Origin of the sequence: Tenacibaculum finnmarkense genomovar ulcerans (genome assembly GCF_900239495.1) — a bacterium.
GTDB classification, from domain to species: Bacteria; Bacteroidota; Bacteroidia; order Flavobacteriales; family Flavobacteriaceae; genus Polaribacter; species Polaribacter ulcerans.
In genome coordinates this window covers 109,960-123,476 of sequence record NZ_OENE01000010.1, presented here as the reverse complement: position 1 = coordinate 123,476, position 13,517 = coordinate 109,960, and the positions used below count along the sequence as shown (strand labels likewise).

The window sequence follows — 13,517 nt, the reverse complement described above, 5'->3', positions numbered from 1 at the left end:
ATCGGCTAAAAATAAGGTTCCGCCAGTTGGTAAACTTGTAATTTTATAATTTTCAACCGTTCCATCAGTATCGTTTCCTGTTGGATTTACAATATCGGTTGCTCCGGCATCACTTGAAATACTTGCTGATGTTAAATCATCGGTTGTTGGCAAGGTGTTTACCGTTAATGTAGCACTACCTGTTTTATCTAAACACTTATTATCAGCATGGGTAACTTTTAAATAATACTCTTTTCCAGTTAAACCCGTAACATCACTAATATTTAAAATAGCTGTTGTTACAGTTGTATAAACCCCTGTATTTGTTAAGGCAGTTCCTGTAGTAGCAGGATCACCAATATACCATTGGTATTGAATACCTGAATTTGCATTTCCCGGTGTTCCGTATGTTGGTACTCCTGCAGCATAAGCTGTTGCCTGGTCTGCGGTTGCCGATGTTAAGGTAAAACTTGTTGCTATTCCTTCGGTTACTGTTTTATCAACTAAAGCTGCAAAATCGGTAGTTAATTTTGTCGCTTTTATTTCGTTACCTGTTACGCCATTATAGCTACTTGCTAATATTGCTCCTGATGTTGTTACTTGACCAGTTGCATTAAAACCATCTCCATCTAAAATACCATCATTATTTGCATCTATTCCTCCAGATTCGATGACGTCATTACAACCATCACCATCAGAATCTAAATCTAAATAATTTGGTATTCCATCGTTGTCATTATCACAATGATTGATTTTAATTAGTATGTTATCGACATATTCATCTGCAGATACAAATATTGCTGCATCATTCAACCAAGGATAATTACTTGCCGCACCTAAATCTATTTCATTTACAACAATAAGTGTTCCTAGTACTCCTGAGGCATCATATTTAGCTCCTTTATTGTCTGCGTATAAATGTAGTACTCCTGCTATATTTTTTTTAACATAATAAGTAGTGTATTGTCTGAACCAACCTACTTCTCTTGCAGGGGCACTTATTGAAGGTAATGAAGAATTTGGTTCTCTAATTAAAACACCCCCATGACCATACAAAAAGACACCGTCTGGAGCTCCCGGGTAATCATCATTCCAAACAGGATCTTGACCTGACGCACCTATAGCTGTCCCGTATTCGTTATTATCATTTGATAAAAACCCTGTTTGTTTTCCTAATGAAAAATCTGCTTCAAGAGTGTATCTTTCACCATTTAACAAGTTTATATTTTTTAAAACGATAAATGAAGACATTTGTTCCTTATCTACGATTCCTCCGCCATTTGCATCAATAACTATAGTAGTACTACCATCAAGCCCTGAAATCGATTTATATTCCCCAACATTTGTTGTACTTGTATTTCCTGGGTGTGAATTATACGCTTCTAATAAGCCGTCAATACCTGGCACCCCTGCTAAGCTTCCTTTTGGAATATTCGTTCCTGGGGTTCCCGCTTCAAATGTTTCATTTATAATAATCTCTTCTATTACCGGTGTTGTACAACCAGTATCTTCTTGACTATCTAAAATCCCATCGTTATCATCATCTAAATCACAACGATTATTAATACCATCGGCATCAGGATCGTTAGCTGTTACTGTACCTACTATTGCTCCGTCAGTACATGGATCGATAGCACAACTAGCAATACCATCGTAAGGTTTTGTAATATTCATTGATACAGATACAATTCCTGAATCGTTAAAAGTTTCAAGATCGTTATATAAACCATTAGTACCTACTGCTCCACTACCTTGAGTTCCCGCCTCTATAGCATCGGAACAACCATCACTATCAGAATCAGTATCCGTACTTTTAGTACAGGTAGGATCAATTTCTTTTAAACTGAACCCATCTACTAAAACTACCGTAGGGTTTTCTAGGTAAAATTCATATTTAACGGATGATGATGTTGCTTCAAAAACAATTCTATATTTTTTCCAATGCGGATCATACTCTGTAGTCGTATTTGGGCTTAAAGGTGGGTATGGATATACTGTGATATCTAAAGGTGTTTGATATAAAACATTTACTCCGGCACCACCGCCTTGATCTACAAAACCAAAACGTACGTGATTAATATTATAATCATAACCTTGAGTACCTGAATAACCATAATTAGGTAAAGTTCCCATTTCAAATTCTAATACATACTGATTACCTACTGTTAATCCAGAAATAGTATTCGATACAGCTTCATCAGAAAGTGAAAATATTAAAAATCCACCACCACTATCAGATTCTTTTACATTTATTTTATAATTACCTCCAGTTCTAGGATCTGTTATACTTGATCCTGCTAAATATTGTGCTTCAGACCAATCTGGTGTTCCTGTTGTAAAATCCCAGCCTTGATAAAGACCTGGTGAACTTGTTCCGTTAAAAGATACATCGCTTAAATGTGACTTATACTTAGAAACGCCATCATCTGAAGTTGACTTTCCTACAATTTCAGTATCTGAATAGTTAAAATTACCATTGGTTAATAAATCTATCGTTGGACACTCTACTACATCAGGAATACCATCATTATCATCGTCTATGTCAATAACATCGGCAATACCGTCATTATCAAAATCTTCAATTACATTAAAAATAGTCGTATAATAACTATAACAGTCTGATGCTGCATGATAAAATGCTGCATAATAAACCCCAATAGGTGCAGCATTTAAGGTTGTAACTAAATTAGCACTAGTTGCAGGTGTGCCTGTATGCCAAGATAAACTAGTTCCACTAGGACCTGAATTTGCTGTTATTGTTGTTAAGTCGAAAGTAGTGGTAGCAGTTGCTCCACCATAATTAACTGATAATACAGGTGCGTCTACTCCTGCAGCACAAGTATAACAAACAGTTGTTCCTATAGAAATAGCATCAATAATTGATTGCACTCCTGCATTTGTGCCAGAGGTAGTTGATCCTTGAAATTTTAAATAAGTATAAGTACCGCTTTCAGCTGCAGATAATGTATAGGTAAATTGTTGGAAATTTGTATAATCACCAGAACTATAAGCATTATCCATTACAACGGGTGCTGTAAAATTTGTTCCGTCAGCACTAAACGATATCTTATATGTATTGTTATCCGCTGTATTATTTACAGCTCTAGCGGTAATAACAACTTCTGCTCCTTGCGTAAAGGAATTTGCAAAGACAGCAGCAGGAGTCGTCACCGAACCAAACCATTCTTGAGGCCCAGCTCCATCAGGAACACCATGTAAAGACAATGCAGAACCTCCACTTGTTACATGTTGTTTCTCCAAATAACTTCCATTAGCACATTGTGCCGACACCAAAGAGGATGTAAGTGTAAAAGAAATTATTAAAAAAGCTATGAAATAGCTTTTAAAAAAAAGGTTATTTCTAATTAAATAGTAAAATTTTTCCATAAATATTAATTTTAAATCCGTAAAAAACAGCTTATTATTATAAACTGAAACCCAATTATATTCTGCATCTAATTTTTACTATAAAAATTAGACAACTACAATTCACTTAAAAAACAAATAAGAAAATCGATTAATTTAAAAACTACAAGGGGGACTTTTTTTAGATAAAAACTTAATAAAAAAATTATTTCACAAGCTTTAACAAATACAATTATTTTAAGGTAATATAGTACTAATGCAAATATAGAGAAAAAAAACATATCAAAGATATTTTTAATATAAATTCTGATTTACGAAAGATTTTTTATTGTAAATAAAATTACCGAACGCCTTAAAGTACTACTTTAGATCTTAAAAAACAAAAAATACACCAATTAAAATAAACCCATACTACTCTAAAACACTAACAATACATAAAAAAACAAACTAAAAACAACTTAACATCAAGTGTTATTTATTAAAAAAACACTGATTCAATATAGAATAATAACTCATCGAAGCAATATATTAAAACCCAAGTAACACACCTATAGAACAAGATAAAATAGTATAAGTTAAGCATCACTCTAAAGAAAGAAAAGCTACTACAAAAGCATTTTTATTTTTTTAAAAAAATTAGCAGAAAAAAATAAATACATTGATTGAACTTATTTCAGTTTCTCATCTTTATTTTTTATGATTTTTAGAAATCTGAGTGATTTTAATAACTTTTGTCTTTATAAATTTTGACTAAAAAAATCACTCAAGCTAATAGATTCTTTAATTTTTAAACAAACTTTAAGGTGTTTTAAAAAAATGATAAAAAAAACAACGTGTACCAACACATATATATCACTGATTTCATGAAACTTACATAAAATCAGTGTAATTTCCCATTAAATTTATTTAAAAAAAACTTGCAGATTCAATAAACTGTGTTATATTTGCAACCGCTTAGAGATATAATATTTCCTATAAAGAAAAATAAATCAAAAGCTTGCAAGAAATTGCAATTAAATCTTTACCAATGCGAAAGTAGCTCAGTTGGTAGAGCGTCAGCCTTCCAAGCTGAATGTCGCCAGTTCGAACCTGGTCTTTCGCTCATAGTCTTTAGAAGATAGACTTTAAAAATCTTTATTTACCAATGCGAAAGTAGCTCAGTTGGTAGAGCGTCAGCCTTCCAAGCTGAATGTCGCCAGTTCGAACCTGGTCTTTCGCTCACAGTCTTTAGAAGATAGACTTTAAAAATCTTTATTTACCAATGCGAAAGTAGCTCAGTTGGTAGAGCGTCAGCCTTCCAAGCTGAATGTCGCCAGTTCGAACCTGGTCTTTCGCTCAAAAACCGAAACATTTGTTTCGGTTTTTTTTATACTTTTATTTTTGCAATCTTTCAGATCAAGAATTATTGGGATCAAGTATAATTATTAGGGAGCTACATAAATTAAGCATAAATTTTAGTGAGTCGATATAGGAAAAAAGTAACATTTCTGACACCTCTAAACTGTGCTCGAAAAGCTTTTATTTTCGCATTAAAAGATTCTGCGGAAGCATTTGTATTTCTGTTATTGAAGTAATTTAAAATAGGTTTGTAATGATGTTGTATCGTTTTTTTGATGGTATTAAACGATTTTAAATTTGCATCTTCCACTTTATTATACCAAAGCGCTAATTTTGTTCTAGCGACATCTTTTCCTGTTCTGGTTTCAAACACCGATTTTAAACCCTGCGATAAATCGTATGCTTTTTTTATCTCAGGATATAAATAAAATAACAGCCCTTTCTTTTTGATTATCTGTCCACTTTTCTTGTGATTTAAAAAGTGTAAACCTGCTCCTCGCTAGTAGCTGACGCTTGGTTTCTCCATTTTCAAGAATTTCAGGTTTGTAAATAGTACTTGTGTTTTTTAATGTTGAAATTGCCTCATTTTCTATATCGATAATCTCCCATCTTAAACGAATTCGAACCTCCTGTACCGCTTTTGAAGCAAGCTTTTGAACATGAAATCTGTCGGTTACTATTTACAAACAACAGCCAATCTTCGGCATGTTTTTTTACAGTGAAGTTTTATGAAAAATCGAATCCGTCAAAAGTATTTTAGTTCAGTTTCTAACTTTTTTTGATAATTTTATCAATTTGGAGTGATTTTAATGACTAAAAAGTTCTCGATACAATTTTTTGAAGGAAAAAATCACTCGAACTGACAGCTGTAATTTTGTGCGATTTTGATTTTTTTTTACGGTAGTTCTCTTTTTGATGGGAGACTGAACTAAATTCAGTATGATGTTTGTTTAAAAAAAAATTCTCGAACTGACAGCGTGGTTTTATTTTCTATTTTAGTTTTTAGGCAAGGGTTCTAAATGTTGTTTGAAGTTCGTTTTTTACTTTTTAGCACAAATGCCTAGCCCCGATTGAAGCAATTGTTTGAGCTCTTTTTTTGATTTTTCTTCAAAAAAAAGCGAGTGCGGAAAGCGGGAAATTGCTTCAAAAAAAGAATTTAAAAATCTGTAATAAAATTATTTAACTTTCAGTTTATCGCCAAATAAAAACAAGCCAACAATAATTGCACCGACAACTCCAATCATTAAAGGGTTATTTGAAATAACACTCGGTTTTAACAATAAAGTAAGTAAATAACCACCAATAGCACCGCCTAAATGCGCCGAATGACCAACATTATCTACCTGGTTTTTCATGCCGTAAATTGAATACAATAAATACCCTATTCCGAAAACATAGCCAGGTAAAGGAAGTGGAATAGGAAACATTATTAGGGTCATATCAGGATACAAGATAATTGCCGAAAAAACAATTCCCGACACCGCAGCAGATGCTCCAACAGCGCTATAATAATAGTCGTTTTTATGTTGATATAACGAATATAAGCTTCCCGCAAACAAACTTCCAAAATAAATAAGCAAGAAATAAGGCGTTGAAAAATTACCCAAAACTGTTTTTCCAAAAAGATATAAAGCGTACATATTAAACCCTAAGTGCATCCAATCGGCATGTAAAAAACCCGAGGTTAACATTCTGATTTTATCTCCATTTACAATTTGTTGAATTTGAAATTTATAGCGATTAAAAAAAGTAATATCGTTAAATCCTTTATAGGAAACCAACACGTTTGCTGCTATTAATAGTAAGATAATTTGACTCATAGTATTGTATTTACGTATGATTAATTGCTTGTTTTAAACACTAAAATTGGTGAAAAATGTAATCGAAAATCTGCGAGTAATCTTACAACTAAAATTAATTACACATGATTTTAGCAAATCGTTGTTTTTATCCTAAAATACATACCAGAGTAAAAAACAGATCAAATAATACATTTAATTAGTAGCACTTAATTATTCACAAGGAGGTTTTATATTACAGGGATAATTTATAGAGCTATTTTGATTCACTATTTGTCCACCATTCCATCCTTGTGATTCATATGTACAAGTACACACCCCTTCATCAGTACATGAATACATTAAAAATAAAACAAAAAACAAGAGTAAATACTTTTTCATAAAATTTAAATTTTAAACGTAAAGATAATAAATTTTTAAAATAACAGCTTTTGAAAAAGCTAATAATCAAAAGTAAATGATTGATAATTAAATACGATATTTGCATTTTTAAAATTTAATCTATGAAGTTTTTAAGTTTCGCACTTGTATATCCTTTTATTTGGATATTTTCAAGATTACCAATGCGTATTTTGTATGTTTTTTCTGATTTCTTTTTCGTGATATTGTACTATATTATAGGATATAGAAAAAAAATAGTTGAAACCAATATAAAAACTGCTTTTCCCGATAAAAATGAAGCAGAAATCACCCAATTAACAAAAAAATTTATCAGTCATTTTGTTGATATTATTTTTGAGAGTATTAAGTCGTTTTCTATTAGTAAAAAAGAAATAAACAAACGCTACAAATACCTAAATGCCGATTTAATAAACAAATATGCCGAACAAGGGCGAAGTATTGTTTTAACAGGTGCGCATCAGGCAAATTGGGAATGGGCTTTTGCATTGCCACAATACTTAAATATTAGTTGTTATGGCGCATACACCAAACTGCAAAACCCTTATTTTGAAAAGGTAATTAAAAGCTCAAGAACCAAATACGGTTTTGATGGTGTGCCAACACGGTTATTTAATAAAAAAATTAATGAAAGACAGGCAAAAGGTATTCAAAGTTTATACATTTTATTAAGTGACCAATCCCCTCAATTAGCAAGAGCTAGGTATTGGGCTACTTTTTTAAATGAAAAAATCCCTGTACATACCGGAGCGGAAACTCTGGCTAAAAAATATAATTTAGTAGTTATTAATATGAATGTTACTAAAATTAAAAGAGGGTATTTTGAAACATCTTTCGAATTAATTACCGATACGCCTACTGATTTTGAAAATTATCAGATTACCGATAAATTTTTAGCATTGACAGAAAAAAATATCAAAGCACAGCCCGATTTTTATTTATGGTCGCACAAACGCTTTAAGCATAAAGATAAATATGACGAATGGCTAGAAATTAAAAAGAAATAAGTAATTTTTAATACAATATAAAGACAAGGTTTAAAAAGCCTTGTTTTTTTTATACCTAAATTTTACGCACAAAAAAATCCTTCTTAAAAAAGAAGGATTTAATTTTTGGGTGGAAGACGGGATTCGAACCCGCGACCCTCGGTACCACAAACCGATACTCTAACCAACTGAGCTACAACCACCATTTAATTGCGAGTGCAAATATATAACTCTTTTACTGTTCTACCAAACTTTTTTTAAAGTTTTTTTTAAATTAATTCACTTATTTTTTTCACTGCTACGTAACGCTCTGAGGTAAAGCCTTCTGCAAAATCAACATTAATTAATCTTCCTAAATCTTTTGCTCTATAATTTATACTATCGGTAAAATTTTTACTAGTAATTGGTGTTTCAGGCTCCTTACTCTTCGGATCAAAAAATTGAGAAGCGTATGCTAAGACCGATTTTTCCTTTTTATCCATAAAACCTGTTACATCAACAACAACATCTGGGGCAATATTTTTCCACTGTATATAATGATAAACTAACTTAGGTCGCCACTTTTCTTGAACCTCGCCATTTAATATTGTTTCAATCTTTAATAATCCGCTTAAAAAACAAGCGTTCGATACTAAATCGCTTCCTTTTGGATGATCAATATGACGGTCATCAACAGCATTGCACAAAACAATATCGGGTTGGTATTTTCGAAGCATCTTTATAACCGCTAATTGATGTTCTTTATCATTTTTAAAAAATCCATCGGCAAAACCTAAATTTTCACGTACTGAAACCCCCAAAATAGCAGCGGCATTTTTGGCTTCTATATCTCGTAACTCCGCAGAACCACGTGTTCCTAGCTCTCCCCTAGTTAAATCTATAATACCTACTTTTTTACCCGAAGCGATTTCTTTGGCAATAGTAGCCCCACAACCTAACTCTACATCATCTGGATGTGCTCCAAAAGCTAATATATCTAATTTCATCTTCTTTATTTTAATATTTATTTTGATAGGCTAATTTACAAAATCGGCAGTAATGAGTTGTAGATTGTCGTTATTTTATAATTCGCTTTTTTAAAATAGCCAAATCACTATCATATAAATTCAATATCTTCGTACCCATGATTAGAATTGTCATTATCGGAGGTGGAAATGTTGCCCTGCATTTAGCCAATGCTTTTTGCAAAACCAAGGAAATTTCTTTGGTGCAAATGTATGCCAGAAATATTCAGCAAATTAGCCATTTAAAAAAACAGGTTGCTATTACTGATAACTTAAATTTATTAGCAGCTGCTGACCTTTATATTATAGCAGTTTCTGATGATGCTATTTCAGGAGTTTCATCAAAAATAAATAAGCAAAATAGCTTGGTGGTACATACCTCAGGAAGTGTTTCTTTAAATTCGTTACAAAATAACGGGAGAAAAGGTGTTTTTTATTTATTGCAAAGTTTTTCTAAGGATAAAAAAATTAATTTTGATGAAATACCGTTTTGCTTAGAGGCACAAAATAACGATGATTTTAAGCTCTTAGAAAGTGTAGCAAAATCGATTGGAAAAAAAACATATCCGATTAGCTCTCAGCAGCGAAAAACCTTGCATGTAGCCGCTGTTTTTGTAAATAATTTTACCAATCATTTGTATAAAATTGGCGATGATATTTGTAAAGAACACCGTGTTCCTTTTGAAATTTTACATCCTTTAATTGAAGAAACGGCTAAAAAAATTCAAGAATTATCGCCTACAGAAGCGCAAACAGGCCCTGCAAAAAGAAACGATAAAAAAACCATTCAAAATCATTTAGAACTACTCGATAAAGAACAACAAGATATCTATCAACTTATTACAAAATCAATCCAAAAAACAACATAAATCCAACGAAATGGAAAAAAGTTATAAAGAAATATTGCCACAAATAAATACGTTTATTTTTGATGTAGACGGTGTACTAACCAACGGAATTGTAACGGTTTTTCCGAATGGTGAATTAGTGCGTCAAATGAATATTAAAGATGGATATGCCTTGAAAGCCGCAGTAAAAGCAGGTTTTAGAGTGTGTATTATTTCTGGTGGGAAAAATGAAGGCGTGCGTACTCGTTTGGCGAACTTAGGAATTGAAGATATTTATTTAGGTGCTCACGATAAAATTAAGCAGTTTAATGAAATTATCAGCAAGTACAATTTAAACCCTGAAAATGTGTTATATATGGGTGATGATATTCCTGATTATCCGGTGATGAAATTAGTAGGTATGCCTTGTTGCCCAAATGATGCTGTTAGAGAAATTCAGCAAGTATCTAAATATATTTCTGATAAAAATGGTGGCGAAGGTTGTGCCCGCGATGTTTTAGAACAAGTGTTAAGAGTGCAAGGAAAATGGGCTGAAAATTTTGATGCTCAGTACGATTAACCTTCGTTATTTTAGCAGTACTATTATTATTGGAGCAATTTTTGAAGTTATTTTTAATTAATTATTAATACAACCCAACAAACATGAGAAAATTATTTTTAAGCATCTTATTACTGCTAGTAGCAACAACAATTAATGCACAGTCTATTTTTGGCGAATGGGAAAACCGCAATGAAAAAACCAATACGGTAGATTCTGTAATTAAAGTCTATGAAAAAGACGGAAAAGCCTTTGCTAAAATTATTGAAATCACCAATAAAGACAAGCAAAAAGCCGTTTGCGATAAATGTAGCGGAAATCGTAAAAACACGCCTATTTTAGGCATGAATATTTTAACAGGCTTAAAAAAAGATGGCAATGAATGGAGCGGTGGAACTATTGTAGATCCTAAAAATGGAAAAGAATACAAATGTTATATCGAGCTTGAAAATGCCGATAAATTAAAGATTAGAGGCTATATTGGTTTTGCTGTTTTTGGTAGAACGGCGTATTGGTACCGAAAAAAATAAGGTTAATTTTACACTTTATTTTAATCTTTTTTTGATAAAAAACGCTATCAAACTTTTAAGTTTACTAGCGTTTTTTATTAATATGGAATTTCTAATTGCCCATGATTTTCGATATGACTTGGCGGAATTACCGAAATTATTTTTGTTGCCTGATAACTAACTCTTGGTTTATTTGATGAGCTGGTATGAATTATTTTTAAATTAAATTTCAAATAATCATTCGGCTGAATTACAAATTTTCGATTATGATATTCCTCTAGCCAAGCCTCATCTGTAATTTTAACATCAATAGGAGCGCCTTCTCTTTGTAGTTTCCAATAAGAATTATCCGACAATAAATCCATTGTTTTTATCTTTAAAACCTCTACCCTTTCTTGTGCTATACTTGCATCGCCTAGTTCACTTAAAATTTTAGGAACATCAACAAAGCTTTTATTGGTTAATTTTGCTTTATTTTTTCCGCTTTTAAAACAAAAATACTCACCTCTTTTTAACTTACTTGTTTGTACGCTAATTTCTTTAACGGTATTTAAAATGTAGTAATTATTTACCGAAAAAAACAATAAATGACTGGGCGTTTCCTTTTTTATTTTCCTGTTAATTTCATTGGTTAATTTGTCTAATCCTTTTTTAGATGATATTTGCTGTAGCTCAATTGCTTTTAAAGTTTTGTACTTTATATGAACCAATAAATCGCCTAACCAAGCGGTTGGTTTTACACCATTTTTTAAGTAATCGCCTGGAGTATTGACTAAAATTTGCTTAATTTTTGTACTAATAGCCTCAAATTGAATATCGACTAAATCATATTCAACTTTAGCTTCTACAGAAATATTATAAACAATATGCCTGTCTAAAACCAATAATTTATCATAAAAACCAGACAAATGATCAAATACTTTTGATGGATTTTTAACACCTTTCAATTCAATATTTAGTTCAAAGTCATGTGCTGTTATCATTTCCATATATTAAATTTTTTGCTACAATAACCTCGCTTGTTCTGTCAGATTGCACAACTGACATACGCTTATAACTCGGTTTTTTTCAGACCTACAAAATTACTAATTTTTCAGGGGTATCTCTACTATTTTTTTTATCTAATTTTAAGATAATCACTAAAATAATTTGAAGCTATTTCCCGCTTTCCGCACTCGCTCTTTTTTTAAAAGAAAAAAAGGAGCTCAAACAATTGCTTCAATCGGGGCTAGGCATTTTAGTTATTTATATCGGGTTTGCATAGAATCGACCTAAAAGTTTTAGAAATTATAAAACAATATGATGAGCACGATTTAATTCCTCCTATTAAAGCCGAACTTTTAAAAACATTAACACAAACGGTCTATTTTGAAGATAAAAAAAGCCCTTTAATGGTTGCTTTAACCTCAACAACAAACTCTTTACAACAATGTTTTTCTGGAAAAACCAGAAAATTAATCTATCCCAAATTATGGATTTAAACGCTTATAGAATTATGTGGTTATTTGTATTTTTTGATTTGCCTACCGAAACAAAAAAAGATAGAAGAAATGCCCAACAGTTTCGTAAAAATCTTTTAAAAGATGGTTTTACCATGATGCAATTTTCTGTTTACATGCGGCATTGCGCTAGTAGTGAAAGTGCTGATGCGCATCAAAAGAGGATAAAAAATTTACTTCCGCCTTTTGGAAAAGTAAGTGTTTTAAGAATTACCGATAAACAATTTGGTAATATGATGAATTTTTGGGGTAAGGTTCAAAAACCAAAAGAACCAAGCCCTTCTCAATTAGAATTCTTTTAATAGGAATGAAAAAATGCTTCAAATAAAGCAATTATGTCTTTATAAGAAGCATTTTTTTATACGATATTTTCTTGCTAAAACAAGTATTAACAATGGTTCTGTAAGTTGCTAATATCGTTTTCTCTAATCTTTAATCAAACCACAACCTGTAAAGACGGATTGCAATCCGTCTCTACTAATATCATTTTCTTTAATCAAACCGCAACTAGTTGAAAATATGTCAAGAACTCTTTTTTAACCAAATTATTACAGTTTTTCTATTAACCCTAACTTTTATTGGGTTTAATTTTTGAAAATTAATTAAACTACTTCTAACAGCTTCTTCTTTGTTTAAAATTGTTGAAGCCTCAACTATTCTAAAATTATAATCTTTAGAACTAATTTTCTGAACTCGATACAAATGGTCTTTTAAAACATTCGCATCTATATTATCCCATGCCGTAGATGAAAATCTTGAGTCCTGCTTCGGTAGGACTTTTTTTATTTTAAGTTTTTAGATTATTTATTAGAACCTGTTTAAATTTTATTTAAAAACGTTTTATAACTTAAAAACAAAATCCGTCAAAGGGATTTTTATGTCAGTTTCTCCTCTTGATTTTCCACCATTTTGTCAATTCGAGTGATTTTAATGACTAAAAGGAATTAAAATTGTATCGAGAATTTTATTTTGATTGATTTTGATGCTAAAAAGTTCTCGATACAATTTTTTTGAAGGAAAAAAAATCACTCGAACTCACAGATTATTAGTGAATTTTTGTAATAAAATTTTATTGACTAAAACTTAAACAATCTGATAGCTTAAAATATAGTACAAATTCCTAGCCCCGATTGAAGCAATTGTTTGAGCTCTTTTTTGTTTTTTTTCTTCAAAAAAATAAAAAAAGCGAGTGCGGAAAGCGGGAAATAGCTTCAAAAAAAAACTACCACATTTTAAAAATGGATAGTTTTTT

General features: G+C 31.4%; 11 protein-coding genes, 4 tRNA genes and 1 pseudogene. 9 read left to right on the top strand and 7 right to left on the bottom strand.

Going from position 1 to position 13,517, the window contains the following annotated elements:
• A pseudogene (locus DPIF8902391_RS04290) lies at positions 1-3,366 on the bottom strand (thrombospondin type 3 repeat-containing protein); the annotation flags it as partial.
• 1,008 nt (positions 3,367-4,374) lie between these two features.
• On the opposite strand from DPIF8902391_RS04290, the gene DPIF8902391_RS04285 reads away from it, so the two are divergent.
• The 3 genes from DPIF8902391_RS04285 (at position 4,375) to DPIF8902391_RS04275 (ending at position 4,681) form a co-directional block, all read left to right on the top strand.
• Positions 4,375-4,447: transfer RNA gene (locus DPIF8902391_RS04285), tRNA-Gly, on the top strand.
• Between the two features lie 44 nt (positions 4,448-4,491).
• A tRNA-Gly gene (locus tag DPIF8902391_RS04280) sits at positions 4,492-4,564 on the top strand.
• Between the two features lie 44 nt (positions 4,565-4,608).
• A tRNA-Gly gene (locus DPIF8902391_RS04275) sits at positions 4,609-4,681 on the top strand.
• A 105-nt stretch (positions 4,682-4,786) separates the two neighbouring features.
• Here the strand turns inward: DPIF8902391_RS04275 and DPIF8902391_RS12545 are convergent.
• From DPIF8902391_RS12545 to DPIF8902391_RS04260, 3 genes are all read right to left on the bottom strand, one after another.
• Entirely contained in the window at positions 4,787-5,095 is a 309-nt protein-coding gene (locus DPIF8902391_RS12545; protein ID WP_262886453.1) for a transposase, read from the bottom strand.
• Between the two features lies 1 nt (position 5,096).
• The gene (locus DPIF8902391_RS12540; protein ID WP_262886452.1) at positions 5,097-5,303 is read right to left on the bottom strand and encodes a transposase; all 207 of its coding nucleotides are present in this window, start codon (positions 5,301-5,303) and stop codon (positions 5,097-5,099) included.
• Between the two features lie 555 nt (positions 5,304-5,858).
• The gene (locus DPIF8902391_RS04260; RefSeq protein ID WP_172505120.1) at positions 5,859-6,503 is read right to left on the bottom strand and encodes a rhomboid family intramembrane serine protease; all 645 of its coding nucleotides are present in this window, start codon (positions 6,501-6,503) and stop codon (positions 5,859-5,861) included.
• Positions 6,504-6,985: 482 nt separating this feature from the next.
• On the opposite strand from DPIF8902391_RS04260, the gene DPIF8902391_RS04255 reads away from it, so the two are divergent.
• Positions 6,986-7,888 carry a lysophospholipid acyltransferase family protein gene (locus tag DPIF8902391_RS04255; protein ID WP_172505119.1) on the top strand — a complete coding sequence of 301 codons (903 nt, stop codon included), beginning with the start codon at positions 6,986-6,988 and terminating at the stop codon, positions 7,886-7,888.
• 107 nt (positions 7,889-7,995) lie between these two features.
• Here the strand turns inward: DPIF8902391_RS04255 and DPIF8902391_RS04250 are convergent.
• Positions 7,996-8,071 (bottom strand) — tRNA-His (locus DPIF8902391_RS04250).
• Between the two features lie 65 nt (positions 8,072-8,136).
• On the bottom strand, positions 8,137-8,853 hold the full coding sequence (gene bshB1 / locus DPIF8902391_RS04245; RefSeq protein ID WP_172505118.1) for a bacillithiol biosynthesis deacetylase BshB1: 717 nt from the start codon (positions 8,851-8,853) through the stop codon (positions 8,137-8,139).
• Positions 8,854-8,990: 137 nt separating this feature from the next.
• Here bshB1 and DPIF8902391_RS04240 point away from each other — a divergent pair, with 137 nt between their 5' ends.
• The 3 genes from DPIF8902391_RS04240 (at position 8,991) to DPIF8902391_RS04230 (ending at position 10,787) form a co-directional block, all read left to right on the top strand.
• On the top strand, positions 8,991-9,740 hold the full coding sequence (locus DPIF8902391_RS04240) for a Rossmann-like and DUF2520 domain-containing protein (RefSeq protein ID WP_172505117.1): 750 nt from the start codon (positions 8,991-8,993) through the stop codon (positions 9,738-9,740).
• A gap of 10 nt (positions 9,741-9,750) precedes the next feature.
• Positions 9,751-10,278: a KdsC family phosphatase gene (locus tag DPIF8902391_RS04235; RefSeq protein WP_058884483.1), complete on the top strand. Its 528-nt coding sequence runs from the start codon at positions 9,751-9,753 to the stop codon at positions 10,276-10,278.
• Between the two features lie 83 nt (positions 10,279-10,361).
• Positions 10,362-10,787: a DUF2147 domain-containing protein gene (locus DPIF8902391_RS04230; protein ID WP_172505116.1), complete on the top strand. Its 426-nt coding sequence runs from the start codon at positions 10,362-10,364 to the stop codon at positions 10,785-10,787.
• A 77-nt stretch (positions 10,788-10,864) separates the two neighbouring features.
• Here DPIF8902391_RS04230 and DPIF8902391_RS04225 read toward each other — a convergent pair whose 3' ends face one another.
• Positions 10,865-11,755, bottom strand: coding sequence for a hypothetical protein (locus tag DPIF8902391_RS04225; protein WP_058884481.1), 891 nt, complete (start codon positions 11,753-11,755; stop codon positions 10,865-10,867).
• A 267-nt stretch (positions 11,756-12,022) separates the two neighbouring features.
• On the opposite strand from DPIF8902391_RS04225, the gene DPIF8902391_RS04220 reads away from it, so the two are divergent.
• Both DPIF8902391_RS04220 and cas2 read left to right on the top strand, forming a co-directional pair.
• Positions 12,023-12,247: a hypothetical protein gene (locus DPIF8902391_RS04220; RefSeq protein WP_058884480.1), complete on the top strand. Its 225-nt coding sequence runs from the start codon at positions 12,023-12,025 to the stop codon at positions 12,245-12,247.
• Positions 12,238-12,567 (top strand): CRISPR-associated endonuclease Cas2, encoded by a 330-nt coding sequence (gene cas2 / locus DPIF8902391_RS04215; RefSeq protein WP_172505115.1) that lies wholly within the window; start codon positions 12,238-12,240, stop codon positions 12,565-12,567. Before DPIF8902391_RS04220 ends, cas2 begins: the two co-directional genes overlap by 10 nt.
• Positions 12,568-13,517: the final 950 nt, after the last annotated feature.